General features: G+C 64.1%; 20 protein-coding genes and 1 tRNA gene. 9 read left to right on the plus strand and 12 right to left on the minus strand.

Annotated features, from left to right (window positions below):
- Positions 1-71 precede the first annotated feature (71 nt).
- Positions 72-148: transfer RNA gene (locus IVB07_RS37445), tRNA-Arg, on the plus strand.
- Between the two features lie 91 nt (positions 149-239).
- On the opposite strand, the gene IVB07_RS37450 is transcribed toward IVB07_RS37445, so the two are convergent.
- Positions 240-449, minus strand: a complete 210-nt coding sequence (locus IVB07_RS37450; RefSeq protein ID WP_007598219.1) for a hypothetical protein — start codon at positions 447-449, stop codon at positions 240-242.
- Between the two features lie 168 nt (positions 450-617).
- Here IVB07_RS37450 and dinB point away from each other — a divergent pair, with 168 nt between their 5' ends.
- Positions 618-1,721 carry a DNA polymerase IV gene (dinB, locus tag IVB07_RS37455; protein ID WP_247364330.1) on the plus strand — a complete coding sequence of 368 codons (1,104 nt, stop codon included), beginning with the start codon at positions 618-620 and terminating at the stop codon, positions 1,719-1,721.
- A gap of 115 nt (positions 1,722-1,836) precedes the next feature.
- Here dinB and IVB07_RS37460 read toward each other — a convergent pair whose 3' ends face one another.
- The 6 genes from IVB07_RS37460 to IVB07_RS37485 all read right to left on the minus strand — a co-directional run bounded on the left by IVB07_RS37460 (position 1,837) and on the right by IVB07_RS37485 (position 5,568).
- Positions 1,837-2,130, minus strand: coding sequence for a hypothetical protein (locus IVB07_RS37460; protein ID WP_007598221.1), 294 nt, complete (start codon positions 2,128-2,130; stop codon positions 1,837-1,839).
- Between the two features lie 240 nt (positions 2,131-2,370).
- Positions 2,371-3,057 (minus strand): DNA-3-methyladenine glycosylase I, encoded by a 687-nt coding sequence (locus IVB07_RS37465; protein ID WP_247767425.1) that lies wholly within the window; start codon positions 3,055-3,057, stop codon positions 2,371-2,373.
- Between the two features lie 111 nt (positions 3,058-3,168).
- The gene (locus IVB07_RS37470) at positions 3,169-3,696 is read right to left on the minus strand and encodes a GNAT family protein (RefSeq protein ID WP_085385541.1); all 528 of its coding nucleotides are present in this window, start codon (positions 3,694-3,696) and stop codon (positions 3,169-3,171) included.
- 121 nt (positions 3,697-3,817) lie between these two features.
- A complete protein-coding gene (locus IVB07_RS37475; RefSeq protein WP_018455855.1) occupies positions 3,818-4,558 on the minus strand; it encodes a di-trans,poly-cis-decaprenylcistransferase in 741 nt (246 codons plus the stop codon).
- 31 nt (positions 4,559-4,589) lie between these two features.
- Positions 4,590-4,964: a transcriptional regulator gene (locus tag IVB07_RS37480; RefSeq protein WP_007616058.1), complete on the minus strand. Its 375-nt coding sequence runs from the start codon at positions 4,962-4,964 to the stop codon at positions 4,590-4,592.
- Positions 4,951-5,568, minus strand: a complete 618-nt coding sequence (locus IVB07_RS37485; protein WP_018455854.1) for a hypothetical protein — start codon at positions 5,566-5,568, stop codon at positions 4,951-4,953. The genes IVB07_RS37480 and IVB07_RS37485 overlap by 14 nt, the downstream gene beginning before the upstream one ends.
- Before the next feature lie 199 nt (positions 5,569-5,767).
- Here IVB07_RS37485 and IVB07_RS37490 point away from each other — a divergent pair, with 199 nt between their 5' ends.
- On the plus strand, positions 5,768-7,015 hold the full coding sequence (locus IVB07_RS37490; protein WP_026233040.1) for a serine protease: 1,248 nt from the start codon (positions 5,768-5,770) through the stop codon (positions 7,013-7,015).
- A gap of 72 nt (positions 7,016-7,087) precedes the next feature.
- Here the strand turns inward: IVB07_RS37490 and IVB07_RS37495 are convergent, their stop codons facing one another.
- Together IVB07_RS37495 and IVB07_RS37500 are read right to left on the minus strand one after the other, a co-directional pair.
- Complete coding sequence (locus IVB07_RS37495) at positions 7,088-7,366, minus strand: DUF3551 domain-containing protein (RefSeq protein ID WP_083926408.1); 279 nt, start codon at positions 7,364-7,366, stop codon at positions 7,088-7,090.
- Positions 7,367-7,512: 146 nt separating this feature from the next.
- On the minus strand, positions 7,513-8,487 hold the full coding sequence (locus tag IVB07_RS37500) for a tripartite tricarboxylate transporter substrate binding protein (RefSeq protein ID WP_247364338.1): 975 nt from the start codon (positions 8,485-8,487) through the stop codon (positions 7,513-7,515).
- 125 nt (positions 8,488-8,612) lie between these two features.
- Here IVB07_RS37500 and IVB07_RS37505 point away from each other — a divergent pair, with 125 nt between their 5' ends.
- Both IVB07_RS37505 and IVB07_RS37510 read left to right on the plus strand, forming a co-directional pair.
- Positions 8,613-9,032, plus strand: a complete 420-nt coding sequence (locus IVB07_RS37505) for a VOC family protein (RefSeq protein WP_018455851.1) — start codon at positions 8,613-8,615, stop codon at positions 9,030-9,032.
- Between the two features lie 107 nt (positions 9,033-9,139).
- Positions 9,140-10,720: an AMP-binding protein gene (locus IVB07_RS37510; protein WP_018455850.1), complete on the plus strand. Its 1,581-nt coding sequence runs from the start codon at positions 9,140-9,142 to the stop codon at positions 10,718-10,720.
- A gap of 53 nt (positions 10,721-10,773) precedes the next feature.
- On the opposite strand, the gene IVB07_RS37515 is transcribed toward IVB07_RS37510, so the two are convergent.
- The 3 genes from IVB07_RS37515 to IVB07_RS37525 form a co-directional block, all read right to left on the minus strand.
- Positions 10,774-11,868 (minus strand): HD domain-containing phosphohydrolase, encoded by a 1,095-nt coding sequence (locus tag IVB07_RS37515; RefSeq protein ID WP_085349734.1) that lies wholly within the window; start codon positions 11,866-11,868, stop codon positions 10,774-10,776.
- A 264-nt stretch (positions 11,869-12,132) separates the two neighbouring features.
- Entirely contained in the window at positions 12,133-14,415 is a 2,283-nt protein-coding gene (locus tag IVB07_RS37520; RefSeq protein ID WP_247295899.1) for a molybdopterin cofactor-binding domain-containing protein, read from the minus strand.
- Positions 14,412-14,903: a (2Fe-2S)-binding protein gene (locus tag IVB07_RS37525; RefSeq protein ID WP_007616069.1), complete on the minus strand. Its 492-nt coding sequence runs from the start codon at positions 14,901-14,903 to the stop codon at positions 14,412-14,414. Before IVB07_RS37525 ends, IVB07_RS37520 begins: the two co-directional genes overlap by 4 nt.
- Positions 14,904-15,207: 304 nt before the next feature.
- Here IVB07_RS37525 and IVB07_RS37530 point away from each other — a divergent pair, with 304 nt between their 5' ends.
- The 4 genes from IVB07_RS37530 (at position 15,208) to IVB07_RS37545 (ending at position 17,862) form a co-directional block, all read left to right on the plus strand.
- Positions 15,208-15,972: an alpha/beta fold hydrolase gene (locus tag IVB07_RS37530; protein WP_018455846.1), complete on the plus strand. Its 765-nt coding sequence runs from the start codon at positions 15,208-15,210 to the stop codon at positions 15,970-15,972.
- Positions 15,973-15,992: 20 nt separating this feature from the next.
- The gene (locus tag IVB07_RS37535; protein ID WP_026233039.1) at positions 15,993-16,328 is read left to right on the plus strand and encodes a hypothetical protein; all 336 of its coding nucleotides are present in this window, start codon (positions 15,993-15,995) and stop codon (positions 16,326-16,328) included.
- 240 nt (positions 16,329-16,568) lie between these two features.
- On the plus strand, positions 16,569-17,243 hold the full coding sequence (locus tag IVB07_RS37540; RefSeq protein ID WP_018455844.1) for a dienelactone hydrolase family protein: 675 nt from the start codon (positions 16,569-16,571) through the stop codon (positions 17,241-17,243).
- A 136-nt stretch (positions 17,244-17,379) separates the two neighbouring features.
- Positions 17,380-17,862, plus strand: coding sequence for a hypothetical protein (locus IVB07_RS37545; protein ID WP_026233038.1), 483 nt, complete (start codon positions 17,380-17,382; stop codon positions 17,860-17,862).
- Positions 17,863-17,940: the final 78 nt, after the last annotated feature.

The following is a 17,940-nucleotide window of genomic DNA, read 5'->3' on the forward strand; positions in this document are numbered from 1 at the left end:
AAATCAGCCTGGACGAAGCCGGCGGAAGCGGTTGCCCACCCTCCGCCAATCGGCTAAATGAACCTCGACTAGCACCCGTAGCTCAGCTGGATAGAGCGTTGCCCTCCGAAGGCAAAGGTCACACGTTCGAATCGTGTCGGGTGCGCCAGTCTCCTCCAGTGCGCGCTGGAGGCACCCTCACCCGATTTGCGTTGTTACCCCGCCCGCTCAGGTCATCGCCTGCTCGGCGCAAGCCCACCTCAATTCAGCATCGAGATGATCGCCTGAACCTGGTCGGAAGCCGACGTGACCAGTCCGTCGTAGGACGTCTGACCGTGTGCGGCCGCCTTCAGGATGCATTCGGCGACCGCCGCCTTCAGGCCGAACACCGACTGATCGGGCGGCACGCTGGCCATCACGGCCTCCAGCGCCTGACGCATCGTTCGAATGAGTTCGGAGCTGTATTGCATGGGCTGTCCTCCGCAGCCTCATATTAGAGCGCGTGGCCATGCTGGCCACTCACAAGCCTGAGATTGTTTTTTGATGAAGTGGGACATCCCGGAGCGGCGGCCAGCCTGTCTCGAGCGCTGAACCACACCCACCTCGCGCTTCTCATCGCTCGATTGTATCATCTTGCCATGAGCGAATCCGACACGGCGACCGGCGAAGCTTCGCCCGTCCGCAAGATCATCCATATCGACATGGATGCCTTCTACGCGTCCGTGGAACAACGCGATCATCCGGAGCTGCGCGGAAAGCCGGTCGCCGTCGGAGGCTCCGCGGAACGTGGCGTCGTCGCGGCCGCCAGTTATGAGGCCCGCGAGTTCGGCGTTCGCTCTGCCATGCCATCCGCGACGGCGAAGCGACAATGTCCCGATCTGATCTTCGTCAAGCCGCGCTTCGAGGTCTACAAGGCGATCTCTAGGCAGATCCGCGACATCTTCGCGGAGCATACCCCCATCATCGAGCCGTTGTCGCTCGACGAGGCCTATCTCGACGTGACGGAAAACCTGCAGGGCATCCCGCTGGCGCGTGATGTTGCGCTCAGGATCCGCGAGAGGATCAAGGCCGAGACGGGCCTCAACGCTTCGGCCGGCATCTCCTACAACAAGTTCCTGGCCAAGCTCGCCTCCGATCATCGCAAGCCCAACGGTCAGTTCGTGATTTCACCGGAGATGGGACCCGCCTTCGTCGAGACCCTGCCGGTCGGAAAGTTCCATGGGATAGGCCCGGCCACGGGTGCGAAGATGAACGCGCTCGGCATGTTCACCGGTCTCGATATTCGTCGTCAGACGCTGGAGTTCATGAATGCGAATTTCGGCAAGTCGGGCGCCTATTACTACTGGATTTCGCGCGGTGTCGACGAACGGCCGGTCCGGGCCAACCGGGTCCGCAAGTCCATCGGCGCGGAGACCACGTTCTCAAGCGATCTCACCGAATTCGACGCGCTGGTCGCCGAGCTCAAGCCGCTCGTCGACAAGGTGTGGCGCCATTGCGAGGCGACGGGCAGCCGTGGCCGCACCGTCACCTTGAAGATCAAGTTTGCCGACTTCGAGATCATCACGCGCAGCAGGTCCGCTCTTTCGCCGGTTGCAGGCCGGGACGATCTTGAGCGGCTGGCTTGCGGCCTGCTCGAAGTCGAGATTCCGCTGCCCAAGAGCGTCAGGCTGCTGGGGGTCTCGCTGTCTTCCCTCCAGGCCGGGGACGATGCGGAGCCGCCGCAGCTGACTCTCGGCATCTGAACCAAACCGACGGGCTTTCGGCGGACGCAGAGAGCCACGTCGAGCGCGCTCGCAACGCGAATCTACGGTGGCGGGTTTTCAGACTCGCCGCCGAAGGACGATCCGCTGGGCCCGATCAATGCCTCACGTGCTCGAACACGACGATCACGCCCGTCGGTTCGGGCTCGTGTGCCATCAGGCGGGTCAGCTCGGAATCGCCCCAATCGGCGAGGCTGACGACTTCGCCGCTCTGACGCTCGGTGCCGGGCGGCGCCGTGGGCTCGACGACCTTCAGCCCCGTCTCATCGACGAAGAAAGTGTGCTCGCCGAACATGCTGTTGAGCTGCGGCATCGCGGGATGCTCGTCGGGCAGCACTTGAGCGCCGAGCTGGTTGACGGTCTGCTTCACCTGTTCGGATGTGAGCTTCATGAGCTGCTCCGTTTCTGTCACGTCGGTTTCACTGAGCTGAGCCAGAGCGGGCGTTCCCTGCGCTGATGTTCGCCTGGCCCAATCTTCCGAACAGGTGCTACGCACAAATGTTCCGGAGAAATGCATTTCGTGATCGCGCGTCGCGTCTGCCGCGCTTGCGGCACCAGATCGCCACAGGATGCACATGATTCAACATCCCAAGAGCCAAATTCCAAGAGCTGATTTCAAGAGCCGAATTCGTTACGCGCTTCTGTTCTCGCCAACAGAGAGCGCGCAGATGCGTGACAGATATGTGTAGGACAACCCGGTCTCCTCGGCCCAGGCGTTGAACTGCGCCTGCACCTTGGCGAGATCGCCCTTCGACTTGACCTCTTCGGCAATGTCGAGACCGGCATCGCGCAGGCAGGCCACGACGTCCCTGGACGTCACAAAGCCGTCCCAGCCGACGAACCGCAGCAGCATCTGGCCGGTATTGCCACCCAAACGGCTGCCGCGCTTGCTTAGAAGCTCGAGCAGGCCGATCTGGTCGGACGGCGGCCACTTCGTCAGAAACCTGCCGAAGCTGCCGTGCTCTCTTGCGATCTCCTGGACGAAGGCCGCGTTGTCGCGCACCGACATGATCTTGGCACCGTTGCGCACGATGCGCGCGTCGCGCAGCAGGTCCTCCCAATAATCCTCCGGCTGGAAGGTGAGCTTGGCCGGTTGGAAACGCAGGAAGGCGTCTTCAAACCCGTCCCATTTCGTCTCGATCACGCTCCAGGCAAAGCCCGCGCAAAACACACGCTTCGTCATCTCTGCGAGGATGCGGTCGTCGCCGCGTTTGGCGAGGCCCTTCAGGTCGGGCTTTTCCGGCATCAGCTTTTCGGGCGCCTTGGGCCCGCCCTTGCGTTTTTCGGCGCGCGCACGAATGGTCTTGAAGGAGGTCATTGGGAGACACGCGATTGAGGGTGTGCCACGACACCAGAATTCGACGCTCGGGTCCAGCTCCGCCACGTCCGCCGACTTCGGTCGCGCTTGCTCGGTTCGCGGCAAGCCCGGCTATCGCGACAGACGCTTCGCGAGATGGACCGACTGCCAGTCTCCGAGACCGGTGTCCTCGAACCCCGCTTTCTTCGCAAGACCGCGCATCTCGGCGTTCACGCGCGCGGTCTCGGCTGCAATCATCTCGTGACCGAGATCGCTCGCGTGCCTCTCCATCGCCGTCATCATCTGGAGGCCGACGCCCTGGCGCTGAAAGCCATCGGCAACAGAGATGGCGAAATCACCATGCCGTGCAGCCGCATCGTAGGCGTATCTGGTTTCGCCGATGATCGTGCCCTGCCCTTCGTGCCTGATCTCGGCGAGCAGGGTGAAATGACCGGGATTGCTGGTCTTGGCGACGCATTCGGCCGCGATCATTGCAAAGTCCGCCCGCGCGCCCATGAAGCGCTTGTTGCGCGATGTCGTGGAGAGGCTCGTGAAATAGATCGAGAGGATCTCGACATCGGACGCGCTGGCCGGCCTGATACGAAGCGTGGCGTTGCCTTCGGCTGACTCGACAATGGCATCCAGCAACGGCTGTGACATGCGCGCGGCTCTCGGCAGGTTGCATCGAATGCACACCTAGCCGAGACCGCGCGCTTACCGCTTGGACGGTGCTGCCAATCTTGCGGCCGAAAACGAACAGTTCGTTGCTCGGTGCCGGGCGTCACACGCGAGAGAGTGAAGGCACCTCCTCCGGCACGATCGCCTGGAGGCCGCCGAAGCGACGCTCGCGGCCGTGGAAGGAGGCCAGGGCCGCAGCGAGATCGCCTGCGTCGAATTCGGGCCACATCCGCTCGGTGAAGTGCAGCTCGGCATAGGCACCTTCCCAGAGCAGGAAGTCCGACAGCCGTTTCTCACCCGAGGTGCGGATGATGAGGTCGACGTCGCGCAAACCGGCCTCGCCGGTGACGAGCTGCGAGAACGCCTCGCGGGTGAGACTCGTCAGCGCCGCCGCCTTCGCCGCCGCGTTGAGGATGGCGTCGCGGGCGGAATAGTCGACGGCGATGCGCAGATGAAGCGTGCCACCGTGCGCGGTGGCGTCTTCCGCGCGCGCGATCGCATTGGCGATACCGTCGGGCAGGCGGTCTCGCCGGCCGATCACGGTGAGGCGCACGCCGTTCTTGACCAGGCTCTGCACCTCGTTGCCGAGGTAGAATCTCAGAAGCGTCATCAGCGCGGCGACCTCGGCCTTCGGCCTTCGCCAATTGTCGGTCGAGAAGGCGTAGAGCGTCAGCGTGCCGATGCCCTGCTTGGGCGCGGCCTCGACGATGCGGCGGATCGCCTCGACGCCGGCCTCATGGCCGCGCACGCGCGACAGGCCGCGCCGCGTCGCCCATCTGCCGTTGCCATCCATGATGATGCCGACGTGAAGCTTGTCGTTGCGGGACACAAGGTCACTTTGCATTGCAAAGTCTCCGGTCAAAAAAGGGGGAGGATCAGGTCGAGACGATACCGAGACGGCCGAGCGGCGCCGCCTCGCGGCCGGCAGCCTTGGCTGCGTCGCGCACCAGGCGTTCGAGCACGGCGAGATAGTCGAGGAAGCGGCGGCGGCCGGCCTTGGTCAGGCGGCAGGTCGTGTGCGGGCGATTGCCCTCATAGCCCTTGGTCACCTCGACGAGGCCGGCTTCCTGGAGCACGGCGAGATGCCGGCTGAGATTGCCGTCGGTGAGGCCGCAGAGCTGCTTGAGATCGGCGAACGCCAGACCTTTCGGATGCGCCATCAGCGAGGTCAGAAGTCCGAGCCTCGCCTTCTCGTGGATCACGCGGTCCAGTCCTTCATAAGAGAAGGGTGCGCTGTCAATCTTCGACATCATGGTCTCCCGATGCGAAATACAGAATGCCCGCCATCACCGATTGCCCGATCACGAAGGGCAGGCCCATGGTCCATGGCGACAGCGTATGGGTCTGGCTCGCGAGCACCACCACCGCAAAGCCGGATATGAAATACCAGGCGCCGGCGAGCGCCACGGTGCGCGGCAGCGAACGGACGGAGGCAAAAATGCCGAGCGACACCAGGATCTGCCACAGGCCCGGCAGCAGCCACAGCGTTTCGCCCGCGAACTTCCACATCACCACCGCAAGCAGCACACCGGCAACGCCAGCGGGCAGGAATTGCTCGACGGCCTGGTGGATCATGGCATCAGCGAGGCCCGAATGATGGCGGCGCGAACGCGCGCGCATCTCGATGCCGATGATCAGGCCGGAGAGCGCGGCGGCAATGAACCAGCCGAAGAAGAAGCCGAGCGGTTCGCTGGTGGCATCACCAAGCAGCCAGAATTCCAGGATCGCGGTGAGAAGCGCGACCGCGCCGGTCGCGGCCATCGTCGCCGGGCCGTAACCGCGAAATGCCGTGCCTGCCGCAATCTGGCTGCGGATCGCCACGATGTCGGCCAGTGCCTTGTCGAGATCGCGCATTGGCAACGCCAAAACCTCGCTCCGCCTATCCCTGCCGGGTCTATCCGTCTGTTACTTTGTACCGCAAAGCATATCGGATTGCAAAGTAAAGGCAAGTCCCGAAGGTCGCCCGAGAGGATCCGTCCTCAACAGACAACTGCCGGTTGCGCGAGACGTCCTCCCGCGGATAAGATGCGCGCGAACGCGCTGGGGGGAGAGTATGTGGCTTAAGCCATTCATCGTTGCGTCATTATTGCAGGTGAGCGTCGTCACCGCAGCACAGGCAGCCGGCCCATTCGGCAGCGTCAAAATCGGCAACTGGGTCGGCGGCGCGTTCAGCAATGACGAAACGGGAGCCTTCTCGCATTGTGCCGCGACGGCGCCTTATGCCAACGGCGTCATTCTCGTCGTCGGCCAGAATGCTGGGGGCTCGTGGATCTTGAGCTTTGCCAGTCCCAGCTACCGCTTCAAGCAGGGCGAGAATGCCGCGATCGACGTCATCTTTGACGGACAGGAGCAAGCCAGATTGTTCGCCACGGCCAACCAGACGAACATGCTCAGCTCCGTCATGCCTGCCAACGTGGTACGAACGTTTCAGAAGGCAAGCCTGATGGTCGCGACGAGCGGCCGCACCGTGCTGAATTTCGACCTGACCTCGGCCGGGCCCGTGATTGCGGCACTGGCCAATTGCGTCACCAAGGTGAAAGCCGACGGGCTCGACAAGGCCGGCGACTTCACCAAGATCGCCGCCAAGCCGCAGCCAGCGCCGGACAAGCAGGGACCGCCAGCCAACGGCAGCAAACCTGCCAGAGCCAAGAGCGGCACCGGGTTCGTCGTGAGTGCCAGCGGACACGTCGTCACCAATAACCATGTGATCAATGGCTGCGTCGGCGACATCAAGGGCAATCTCACGGGCGAAGCCGGAATGGTTTTGCGCGTGGTGTCGAGCGACGCCAACAACGACCTCGCCTTGCTGCAGGCGCCGTCGACGACCATGTTCAAGGAGTTCGCCCGGATCCGCGACCGCTCGATCCGCTCCGGCGATTCCGTCGTCGCGATCGGCTTTCCCTTCCATGGGCTGCTGACTTCGGACTTCACCGTCACGACCGGCATCGTCAGCTCGCTCAGCGGCATGCGCAACGATTCGCGTTTCCTGCAAATCAGTGCGCCGGTGCAGCCCGGCAATAGCGGCGGCCCGCTGTTCGACACCACCGGGCAGATCGTTGGCGTCGTTACGGGAAAGCTGGACGGATTACGGATGGCCGCTGCGACCGGCAACATCCCCGAAAACATCAACTTCGCGATCAAGACCGGCGCGTTGCGCGACTTCCTCGACAACTCCGTGGTGCCTTACCAGACTGCCGAACCGAAAGGCGAGATCAAGACCACAGACATCGCGGGCAATGCGCGGCCCTACACGATGCTGATCTCGTGCAACGGAATCGAGCAGGCCGACGCGAAGCGGTAGCGGCAACGCGGGCCGGCTGGAGGCGTCGAGCCTATACGAGGCGCTCCAACCGGGCTGAAGTCAGCCAGCTCGCTAGTACGGCGCGACGGGGCGCGGCCGCCGGTGCGATCGCGGTTGCGCCGGAGAAACCTGGCTGTAGGCAAAGCGGGGATTGCGATCGCAGTACAGCAGCCGGCCGGACACGCTGGCTTGGCATTGTTCATAGCTGCTGTAGGAGCATTCCCCCGGATAATCATACTCACCGCCCTGGGCACACCAAGGATAGTCGCGCGCCGCTGCCGGCGTAACCGTCGCGAAGCCGGCAAGGGCTGTCACGCCGAGTGCCACCAGCACCAATTGCGTCTTACGCATGATCTACTCCTCTCCTCACAGCGCATCATACGCGCCATATACCCATCAGGTTTCACGAAGCCGCTTTATTCCAGCTCAATGGCACGGCATCCAAGAAAAAAGCCCTGCCGAACGGCAGGGCTCCATTCCCGGACATCACAAGATCGCTACTCGACCTTCAGGCCGGCGAACTCGACCACCTTCTTCCATTTCTCGGTCTCGGCCTTGATCTCGTCGCCGAACGCCTCGGGCGTCTGCGCCCGCGGCTCGCCGCCGAGTTCGACCAGGCGCTTGGCCATGTCCGGCTCCTTTATCAGCGTGTTGATCTCGCTGTTGAGCTTGGCGATGATCTCCTTGGGCGTGTTCTTCGGCGCCCCCATGCCGAACAGCGCGCTCGCCTCGTAGCCCTTCACGGTCTCGCCGATCGCCGGCACGTCGGGCAGCTGCGGCGAGCGCTCCGCCGTGGTGACGCCGATGGCGCGGAGCGAGCCGGAGCGGATGTGCTGGATGATCGAGGGCATGTTGTCGAAGATCACCTGCACCTGGCCGCCGAGCATGTCGGTGATCGCGGGTGCGGCGCCGCGATAGGGCACGTGCTGCATCTTGCAGCCCGTCAGCGCCATGAACATCTCGCCGGACAGATGCACCGAGGTGCCGTTGCCCGAGGAGGCCATGTTGACCTTGCCGGGGTTGGCCTTCACGTATTCGATGAACTCGGCGACGGTCTTGGCCGGCACGTCCTTGTTGACGGTCATCACGTTCGGCACGCGCTGGAACGAGGCGACCGGCGCGATATCGCGCACGAAGTTGAATTTCAGGTTGGTGTAGAGCGAGGCGTTGATCAAGTTGGCCGGATTGACCAGTTGCAGCGTGTAGCCGTCGGGTTCGGCGTTGACGACCGATTCGGTGGCGATATTGTTGCCGGCACCCGGCTTGTTTTCGATCACGAATTGCTGGCCGAACTTCTCCGACAACCGCTGGCCGATCAGGCGCGCCAGGATGTCGGTGGCTCCGCCCGGCGGATAGCCGACCACCCATTTCACCGGATGGGTCGGGTAATCGGCGGCAAGGGCCTTCGACAGCGGGCTGGCTGCAAGCGGACTGGCGGCGAGCAGGCTCAGCGCGGTACGGCGTGTGATCATCTCAAGGGTTCTCCCAACGTGTTGTTCTTGAAGCCAGATAGCTTGAAAATGGCGTCGGCGCGGTTGTAACAAAGCTTGCCGCAGGCGCAAAGTACACGGGGTGCATCACGACGAAAGGATAAGGCATGGCGGTCAAGGTCGAAGCCCTCGATCATCTCGTGATCAACGTCGCGAACGTCGCAGTGACCGCCGAGTGGTACGGCAAGATTCTCGGCATGGAAGTCAAGGTATTCGACCCCGGCGGCGGCAAAGCGCCGCGGACGTCGCTACAATTCGGTAACCAGAAGATCAACGTCCGGCCGCGCGATGCCGACAAGGTGGAGTGGTTCACCGCGGACCACCAGACCGCCGGCAGCGAGGATCTGTGCTTCCTCACCTCCGCCAGCCCCGACGAGGTGGTGGCGCATTTGAAGGCACATGGCGTTGCGATCGAAGAGGGCCCGGTTCCCAAGCAGGGCGCCCGCGGCACGCTGCGCTCGGTCTATTGCAGGGATCCGGATGGCAGCCTGATCGAGATTTCGTCATACGAGGACGGCGGCCGGTAAGGCCAAGCCGCCTGCCCCACGCACCGTCGCATGAGGGCTGAGAGAGCAGGAAGACGCAATCATCAAAACGCGGCCGCCGGCAAGATGCAGGCTGCACGGGAGGACATATGCCGACTTCGCAAGCCGCCGCCGGAATCGTCGGCCCATTCGACGGGCTCGATGTGCCTTGGCTGCTGAAGATGCGGGCTGACGTGCGCAGCTCACATCCGTTCCTGATCTGGGCGCCGTTCGACGCGCCTGCGCGGCGCTGGAGCTATGGCGAGTTTCACGAGCGGGTCGGCGCGCTCGCGGCGGGACTGACGAAGCGCGGCGTGAAGCCGGGCGAATATGTGCTCATTCACCTCGACAATTGCATCGAGGCGCTGCTGGCCTGGTTCGCCTGTGTCGAACTCGGCGCCATCGCGGTGACCACCAACACGCGCTCGGCGCCGGCCGAACTCGACTATTTTGCCGATCATTGCGGCGCGGTCGCCGCGATCACACAGCCGGCCTATGCCGAGATCGTCGCGCAGAATTGCCGCAACATCCGCTGGATGGCGGTGACTTCGCACGATGCGGGCGCGCCGCCCGGGAACCCGGTCTCACGCGGCGACAGCTTTGAGGAGCTGTTCGCCGATAGCGCCGACCGTCCCAGGCGCGCGATCGATCCGCTCGCGCCGTGCAGCGTGCAATACACCTCGGGCACGACATCGCGCCCCAAGGCGGTGCTGTGGACCCACGCCAACGCGCTGTGGGGCGCCAAGATCAACGCCGCGCACGAAGACCTGCACGCAAGCGACGTGCATCAGGCCTATCTGCCGCTGTTCCACACCAACGCGCTGGCCTATTCGATGCTGGCGACGCTATGGGTCGGCGCCACCTGCGTGATCCAGCCGCGCTTTTCCGCCAGCCGGTTCTGGGGCGCTGCGCGCGAGCACGGCTCGACCTGGACCTCGACGATCCCGTTCTGCATGAAGGCGCTGCTCGAGCAGGAGATCCCGAGCGATCACAAATTCCGTCTGTGGGGCACCGCGATCAACGAGCCGCCGGCCTTCGCCGCCTTCGGCGTCAAGATCATCGGCTGGTGGGGCATGACCGAGACCATCACCCACGGCATCGTCGGCGAGATCGACCAGCCCAACATCCCGATGTCGATCGGCCGCGCCGCGCCGGAATATGAAATCCGCATCACCGACGACGACGGGCGGCCGACCGAAATCGACGGCACCGGAAATCTCTCGATCAAGGGCATTGTCGGCCTGTCGCTGTTCGCCGCATATCTGCACAACGAAAAGGCGACGCGCGAGAGCTTCGACGAGCACGGCTTCTTTCTCACCGGTGACCGCGTGGGGCGGCTGGAGAACGGCTACATTCGCTTCGCAGACCGCAGCAAGGACATGCTGAAGGTCGGCGGCGAGAACGTCGCCGCGTCGGAGATCGAGCAGGTGGTCGCACTGGTCCCCGGCGTGCGCGAGGCCGCCGTGGTGGCGAAGACGCATCCAATGCTGGACGAGGTGCCGGTCGTCTTCATCATCCCGCAGGGTGGCGTCGCCGGTGCCCGGCCTGATCTGCACGACGCCGTGATGGCCGCCTGCCGCGCCGGCCTCGCCGACTTCAAGATGCCGCGCGAGATCCGCTTCGTCGACGACATGCCGCGCTCGACGCTGGAGAAGGTGGCGAAGGCGGAGCTGAGGAAGATGGTGGGGTAGCACGAGCGATTACCACAACGTCGTCCTGGCTTTCGCCAGGACGACACCGGAGTTCAGAACGACCCCAGCGCCACCGGGCGGAACGCTTGCAACAGCTGCTGGTCCAGCTTGCCGCCCATGCCTTCCATCATCGCAAACGCGCGCGAGTGGGTGAAAGGCATGCGATAGGCGCGCTTCTCCACGAGTGCCGCGTAGATGTCGACGATGGTCGTGACCCGCACGATATCGCTGATCTGGTTCGACGAGAGATTGTTGGGATAGCCGGAGCCGTCGAGGAATTCGTGGTGATGCAGCACGACGTCCAGCATCTCCGGCGGGAAGCCGCCTTGAGCCGCGAGCGCGTCATAGCCGCGGCGCGGATGCTGGCGGACTTCAGCCATCTCCTCGTCGGTGAGCTTGCCGGGCTTGTCGAGCAGCGCGGAGGGAACGAAGGCCTTGCCGACATCGTGCAGCAGCGCGGCACGGGTCAGCCGGCGCTGGTCGTCCTCGCGCATGCCGAGGTGCTGGGCGAAGGAGACCGCAAATCCGGTCACGAACAGGCAATGCCGGTAGCTGCCGACATGGTGGCAGCCCACCGTGGTGAGCCACTCGCGCAGCGAGGAGTGCTTGATCGCCTTCAGGATCTTGCTCTCGGCGGCGATGACGTCGTCGAAGGTCAGGGGCACGCCGAGCGGCAGCTTCTCGAACATCTTCTTCAGCACCGCGTGCGCGGCCTCGACGCCGCGATTGAGCGTCTTGCCACGATCGGTCGCGTCATAGACGGCGGTGTCGGGGAAGGCGGCACGGATGCGCTGCAGGATGTCCTCAGGCTGAAGCGGCCGCGAGATGGTGTCGGTGGCGCCCAGCGCCCAAGCCTGCATGGTGCCGTGATGCAGGGCGTCCGCAAGCACGAACAGACGAGGCATGGCGCGATAGGCGTCGCCGCGCAGCTTGTTGCGCACCCGCTGCACGCTGTCGGGCGAGCGCAGATTGATGTCGACCACGAGGCCGGAGAGATCGCGCGAGGGCTGCTCGGGGAGCTCCTGCGTCGTTACCGTGGCAACGTCGCCGACCGCCTTGAGAATGCTGGCGAGCTCGGTGCTCTCGTCGCTCCGGTCGGAGGCGAGCAGAAGCCGGCGTTTGGCGGCGGGTTTGGCTGAGGCGTTCATGGCTTCCCCAAGAGCACGGGCGTGTTTCGGGCAAAAGCCTAAGCCGGATCAGGTTCTCCGGCCCTTAAGAGGCGTGCTCAATGGAACCCTGCGGAATCTGGGACAATTTTACGGAATTCGCGTCCCCGGCGGTTCCAATCAAAAACCTCGAAAACAACCCCATGCACAGTAGAGATGTGGTTGCAAACACAGGGCTTTTTTAACGACGAATCCGCCGGGGGCTGCCCCCGGCGGATCATGTCAGGTCAACAATCGCAACCAGCCTTACGCCTTCATCGCGCCCTTCACGGCTTCGGCCGTGATCGGCAGGGCCCGGACGCGGGCGCCCGAGGCGTTGAAGATGGCATTGCCGATCGCGGGTGCGATCACTGTCACCGCGGGTTCGCCGACGCCAGTGGCCTTTTCGCCATTGGCGATCACGGCGATCGCGACCTCCGGCACCTGGCTCATGCGCAAGGGCGTGTAGCTGTCGAAATTGGTCTGTTCGATGCCACCGTCCTTCAGCGTCGCCTTCTCGTACATCGCCAGTGACAGGCCCCACAGCGCCGCACCCTCGACCTGGGCGCGGATGTTGTCGGGATGCACCTGCGTGCCGACATCGGTGGCGACCGTGAGCTTCTTCACGGTCACTTCGCCCGATGGCGCCACGGCGACGTGAGCGACGCAGGCCGTCCAGCTTGCGGTCGCGCGTTCCTGCGACGAGACGCAGGCCACGCCCATGCCCTCACCTTTCGGCAGCTTCCTGGTGCCGTAGCCGGCAAGACCCATCGCGGCGAGCAGCGTATTGCGCAGCCGCTGCGCACCGCCGTCGTTCTTGCCGGCGCCGTCGAGCAGCGAGATGCGGAACTGCGCGGGGTCCTTGCCCGCCGCCGCCGCGATCTCGTCGATCATGCTTTCGACCGCCCAGAAGGTCCAGCCCGGCGCGACCGAGCGGAGCTGGCCGGACGGCGTCGCGTTGTGCGCCATCTCGTTCTTGATCGCGCGCACATGATGGTTGGGCACGGTGTAGAAGAAGTCGGCCCCGTTCACCGTGAAGGAGTCGAGCGGACCCTTCTTGTCGACCGAGGGCGTCAGGAAATCGGGTATTCCCCAGCGCTGGGTCGGCCACGCCGAAACCACGTCGTGGCTGAGCGCGATGAGCTTGCCGTCGCCGTCCACGCCTGCCTTCACTTTCTGGTAGGTGAGCGGACGCGAGAAATCCATCGTCATGTCGTTCTCGCGCGTATAGATCACCTTCACCGGCTTGCCGATGGCCTTCGCCGCCTGCACCGCCGGAATCATCATGTCGGCATCGAGCCTGCGGCCAAAGCCGCCGCCGAGCCACATCTGATGCATGACCACGAACTTCGGATCGATCCCGGCCGCACCCGCCGCGATCGCGCCGGAGCGCGTTGCGAACTGGTTGCCGGAATAGATGTGCAGGATCTCGCCCTTGAACTCCGCAGTGGCGTTCATCGGCTCCATCGGCGCATGGATATTGATGCTGGTGGTGTACTCCGCCTCCAGCACCTTGGCCGCCGTGCCGAACGCCGCCGCGGGATCGCCGTCCTTGACGAAGAACTGGCCGGAATCCTCCTGCTTCTGAAGCCGCATGGCCTCGTCGAGCAGCGACTGGCTCGACACCTTCGCGTTTGGACCGCCGTCATAGGCGATCTTGAGCGCCTGCGCCGCCTTCTTGGCGTTGGCATATGTGCCGGCGACCGCGACGACCCAGCCCGAGGTCGTTCCGGTCTTGTCGTCGAGGGTGACGGCCTTGATGAAGCCCGGCACTTTCTTGGCGGCACTGTCGTCGACCGATTTCACCGTGGCGCCGAAGCGCACGGGCGGCGTCACGACCGCGCCATAGGCCATGCCTAGCAGCATCACGTCGATGCCGTATTTGGCCGTGCCGTTGGTCTTGGAGGGAATGTCGAGCTGCGGCACCGACACGCCGATCATGGTGTATTGATCCGGCGTCTTCAGCTTGATCGCCTTCAGCTCGTCCGGCGTGAAGGTTTTTGTCGCCTTGCCGCTCTTGACGACATCGGCGAAGGACATCGCCTTCTTCGACTTCGGGTGCGAGATCATGGAATCGCGCACCACGAGCTCCGACGCCGGCACGCCCATCGCGGCGGCCGCGCCTTCTGTCAACGCCATCCGCCCGGCAGCGCCGGCGCGGCTCATGGCCTCGAAGTTCATCATGGTCGACCAGCTGCCGCCGGTGATCTGAGCGCCCAACACGGGATCGTTGAACTTCGGATCGTTGGAGGCAAGCTGTACGCGCATGTCGCTCCACTTCGCGCCCAGCTCTTCGGCCACGATCTGCGCCATGGTGGAGGCGATGTGCTGGCCCATGTCGGCCTTGCCGCAGGTGACGGTGACGAGACCATCGGGCGCGATCGCGTACCAAACGCTCGGCTCGAAGTTCGAAGGCGCCGCAAGCGCCTCACCGATGCCGGGCACGCCGGCATAGCCGAGCACGAGGCCGGCGGCCGCTGTGCCGACCAGGAAGGAGCGGCGGCTGAGATCGGTCGCCTCGGGCGCAACGTTGTTCACGTGCTTGTTCATGTGGGCCTCCGCTCGTTGCCGGAGGCGGATGCGGTGCGCATCTCGGTTGCGGCGCGCATGATTGCCTTCTGGATCCGCGAATAGGTCATGCAACGGCAAAGATTGCCGTCCATATGCGCCACGACCTCTTCCTTGGTCGGGTTGGGATTCTTCGCCAGCAGCGAGGCCGCCTGCATGATCTGACCGGACTGACAGTAGCCGCATTGCGGCACCTGTTCGGCGATCCATGCCTTCTGCAAGGGATGGTCGCCCTTGGCGGCGAGGCCTTCGATGGTGGTGATCTTCTTGCCGGCGACATCGCCGACCATGGTCTGGCACGAACGCACGGCTTCACCGTTGACGTGCACGGTGCAGGCCCCGCACAGGCCGGCACCGCAGCCGAATTTGGTGCCGGTCATCTGCAATTGCTCGCGGATCGCCCAGAGGAGCGGCGTGTCGTTCGCCGCATCCACGGACAGACTCCGCCCGTTGATGGTGAGAGTTGGCATAGGCGTCTTCCCCTGCCGGTGCATGAAGCCGCTTACGGCGGCAACTTGAGTAGCGGACGCCCACCGGGCCGGCGCCAGCCTTGATCGCAAGAATGATCGCGTTCAGGCGCGGAGGCAAATGCAATTTGGAATCGATCGAAACAAACGAGGCGCGCGCATCTTGTGCGTTGCGAGAACAGCGGTGATGCAGCGGCTGAACGCAACAGAGTGCACGCCAAGCAGGCAGGCCATCGCATTCAGGCAGTTTCCTCCGAGTAACCCGGCGCGTTAAGATGGGGGAAGACAAGATAATAAGGTGGATGCAATGCCTAAGATCGATCGGGACGGCGTTGGAATCCATTACGAGGTTCATGGCGAGGGCTGGCCGCTGCTGCTCACCCACGGCTACTCATCGACTTCGGCAATGTGGCATGGGCAGGTCGAGGCACTTGCCCGGGATCACAAGCTGATCTTGTGGGACATGCGCGGTCACGGCCAGTCCGACTATCCCGACGATCCCGCCGCTTACAGCGAAGCACTCACCGTCGGCGACATCGCCGCGATCCTCGATGTGGTCGGCACGGAGCGCGCCATCATTGGCGGGCTCTCGCTCGGCGGCTACATGTCGCTTGCCTTCGCTCGCGCGCATCCAAAGCGCGTCCGCGCGCTGCTGATCATCGACACCGGCCCCGGCTTCAAGAAGGACGATGCACGCGAGGCCTGGAATGCGCGCGCGCTCGCCACTGCCGACAAATTCGATCGCGAAGGGCTCGACGTGCTGAAGGCGGCAACGCGCGAGCGCGCCACCGCGAGCCATCGCGATGCCAGGGGATTGGCGCTCGCCGCACGCGGCATGCTGACCCAGCGCGATGCGAAGGTGATCGAGCTGCTGCCGGAGATCAAGGTGCCCAGCCTGATCGTGGTCGGCGCCGACGACACGCCGTTCCTAGCTGCCTCGGACTACATGGCCGCGAAAATTCCCGGCGCACAAAAAGTCGTGATCCCCGCCGCCGGACACGCCGTCAACATCGACCAGCCACAGGCTTTTGTTGACGCGGTGCTGCCTTTCCTGAAGAACTTGCCGGAATAGGTCGGACAGGAACAGTGGCGATGAAGCGAGCTATATTGGCTGCGGGCGCGGTGTTGCTGTCAGCATCCGCGCAAGCCGAGCAACTCGGCGGGACATTGCCCCGCCTGCCCTTCGTCGCGACCTTGTCGAACAACACGCCGCTCGCTTTCGGCATGGATGCCGACCAGACTGCGCGGGCGCTGGGGCAACCGCTGCAATATGTGCGGGGACGCCCCGGCAACGAGATCTATCTCGCCCTTCGCAACATCGGCGGCAGCAGACTGATCCCCACCCGTCACCGCCTGTTCCTGCAATTCCGCCACGGACGGCTGGCGGGCTGGAAGGAGGATTATGGCGAGAACTGGATGTGGGAGTGAGAGTGGCTTTTCATGACGCAGAGCAATCGTCTCTGCGCCATCATGCGTTGGAGCTGCCACATCGTCACGGCCGGGCTTGTCCCGGCCATCCACGATCTTTCCTACCGCACCAAGAACGTGGATGCCCGGGACATAGGCGAGCGGAAGCGACGCCGTCCTTCGGACGGCTACGCCCGGGCATGACGAGTTTGTGGAACGAGCGGAACCCGCAATCGAAGACTAACCAAAAGGACAACCCGCGTGCGACAGGACATCAAGCTGACGGCCTCCGACAAATTCCAGCTCAGTGCCTATCGCGCTGACCCCGCCGGCACGGCGAAGGGCGCGGTGGTGGTGATCCAGGAGATTTTTGGGGTCAACCATCACATCCGCTCGGTCTGCGATCGCCTCGCCGGGGAAGGCTATGTCGCGATCGCGCCGTCGATCTTCGACCGGACCTCGCCGGGCTTCCAGTCCGGCTACTCGCCCGACGAGATCGCGGAAGCGCGCAAGTTCGTCGCCAGTCCGGACTGGGACGCGATGCTGCGCGACACGCAGGCGGCGATCGATGCGGTGAAGAGCGTCGGCCCGGTCGGCATCATCGGCTTTTGCCTGGGCGGCAGCATCGCCTTCGTCGCGGCGACGCGGCTGTCGGGCCTGAAGGCCGCGATCGGCTATTACGGCGGCGCCGTCGTGCGCTATGCCGACGAGACACCAAAAGTTCCGACACAGCTGCACTTTGGCGAGAAGGATGCCGGCATTCCCCTGACCGACGTCGAGACCATCAAGACGAAGCGGCCGGACGTGGAGGTCTTCGTCTATCCGGGCGCGCAGCACGGCTTCCATTGCGACGAGCGGACGAGCTACGACAAGGCCAGCGCCGACATCGCCTGGCCGCGCAGCATGGAATTTTTCGCGAAGCATTTGAAATCGTAGCGCGCGCGGCTGTCTTCGCTGTCATTCCGGGCTCGCGCTTCGCGCGCCCCGGATGACGAGCAGGAATCGGGTGGCTGCATCCTGCTGCCCGGCGATAGAGCTGGCTGATCAAGCCAATTCGCGCCGGGAGATCATGATGCAGCAGGCCAATACGAACATCGTCATCCGCAATCCGTTCGGCACCATGGACGTGCCCGCGCCTGATGATCGCGACGTCATGGACTATGCCGCAACCGCCGCGCTTGCCGGCGATGCGGCTGACGTCAACGCGGCGGCATGGGCAATTATCGCGGCACAGTCAGACCCGCTCGACGGCATCTGGGCCAGCCGCTGGAATGGCGGCGCAGATCCGACCATTGCCGGCGATACGCCGCAAGCCTGGAAAGAAGGACGCGCGGAGGTGCGGGTCGCAGGCGAGCGCATTTTCCTCCGCTTCGACTGGGACCATGGCCGCCGGCACGGGCTGATCGATACGGCGCGTGATCGCGCGGGTCGCCTGGTCGGGAAATATATCAACCTGACCAACCCGGCGATCACACGGCCATGGGTTGGACTGGTGGTCGACGCCACCAGGATCGACGGATGTTTTCCGAACGGGCGTCTGGATTTCAGGCGGTGAGCTAGAGCTTCGGTTCTGATTGCATCAGAACCGAGGCTCTAGATTCTTTTCTGACGCGTTTTCTTTACGCGAACCGGT

The sequence above is a fragment of the Bradyrhizobium sp. 172 genome, assembly GCF_023101065.1.
Classification (GTDB): Bacteria; Pseudomonadota; Alphaproteobacteria; order Rhizobiales; family Xanthobacteraceae; genus Bradyrhizobium; species Bradyrhizobium canariense_D.

Bases quoted from the DNA above. Each gene is read 5' to 3' on its own strand.
- IVB07_RS37450 (WP_007598219.1), bottom strand. From the start codon at position 449: ATGCAATACAGCTCCGAACTCATTCGAACGATGCGTCAGGCGCTGGAG.
- dinB (WP_247364330.1), top strand. From the start codon at position 618: ATGAGCGAATCCGACACGGCGACCGGCGAAGCTTCGCCCGTCCGCAAG.
- IVB07_RS37460 (WP_007598221.1), bottom strand. From the start codon at position 2,130: ATGAAGCTCACATCCGAACAGGTGAAGCAGACCGTCAACCAGCTCGGC.
- IVB07_RS37465 (WP_247767425.1), bottom strand. From the start codon at position 3,057: ATGACCTCCTTCAAGACCATTCGTGCGCGCGCCGAAAAACGCAAGGGC.
- IVB07_RS37470 (WP_085385541.1), bottom strand. From the start codon at position 3,696: ATGTCACAGCCGTTGCTGGATGCCATTGTCGAGTCAGCCGAAGGCAAC.
- IVB07_RS37475 (WP_018455855.1), bottom strand. From the start codon at position 4,558: ATGCAAAGTGACCTTGTGTCCCGCAACGACAAGCTTCACGTCGGCATC.
- IVB07_RS37480 (WP_007616058.1), bottom strand. From the start codon at position 4,964: ATGTCGAAGATTGACAGCGCACCCTTCTCTTATGAAGGACTGGACCGC.
- IVB07_RS37485 (WP_018455854.1), bottom strand. From the start codon at position 5,568: ATGCGCGATCTCGACAAGGCACTGGCCGACATCGTGGCGATCCGCAGC.
- IVB07_RS37490 (WP_026233040.1), top strand. From the start codon at position 5,768: ATGTGGCTTAAGCCATTCATCGTTGCGTCATTATTGCAGGTGAGCGTC.
- IVB07_RS37495 (WP_083926408.1), bottom strand. From the start codon at position 7,366: ATGCGTAAGACGCAATTGGTGCTGGTGGCACTCGGCGTGACAGCCCTT.
- IVB07_RS37500 (WP_247364338.1), bottom strand. From the start codon at position 8,487: ATGATCACACGCCGTACCGCGCTGAGCCTGCTCGCCGCCAGTCCGCTT.
- IVB07_RS37505 (WP_018455851.1), top strand. From the start codon at position 8,613: ATGGCGGTCAAGGTCGAAGCCCTCGATCATCTCGTGATCAACGTCGCG.
- IVB07_RS37510 (WP_018455850.1), top strand. From the start codon at position 9,140: ATGCCGACTTCGCAAGCCGCCGCCGGAATCGTCGGCCCATTCGACGGG.
- IVB07_RS37515 (WP_085349734.1), bottom strand. From the start codon at position 11,868: ATGAACGCCTCAGCCAAACCCGCCGCCAAACGCCGGCTTCTGCTCGCC.
- IVB07_RS37520 (WP_247295899.1), bottom strand. From the start codon at position 14,415: ATGAACAAGCACGTGAACAACGTTGCGCCCGAGGCGACCGATCTCAGC.
- IVB07_RS37525 (WP_007616069.1), bottom strand. From the start codon at position 14,903: ATGCCAACTCTCACCATCAACGGGCGGAGTCTGTCCGTGGATGCGGCG.
- IVB07_RS37530 (WP_018455846.1), top strand. From the start codon at position 15,208: ATGCCTAAGATCGATCGGGACGGCGTTGGAATCCATTACGAGGTTCAT.
- IVB07_RS37535 (WP_026233039.1), top strand. From the start codon at position 15,993: ATGAAGCGAGCTATATTGGCTGCGGGCGCGGTGTTGCTGTCAGCATCC.
- IVB07_RS37545 (WP_026233038.1), top strand. From the start codon at position 17,380: ATGCAGCAGGCCAATACGAACATCGTCATCCGCAATCCGTTCGGCACC.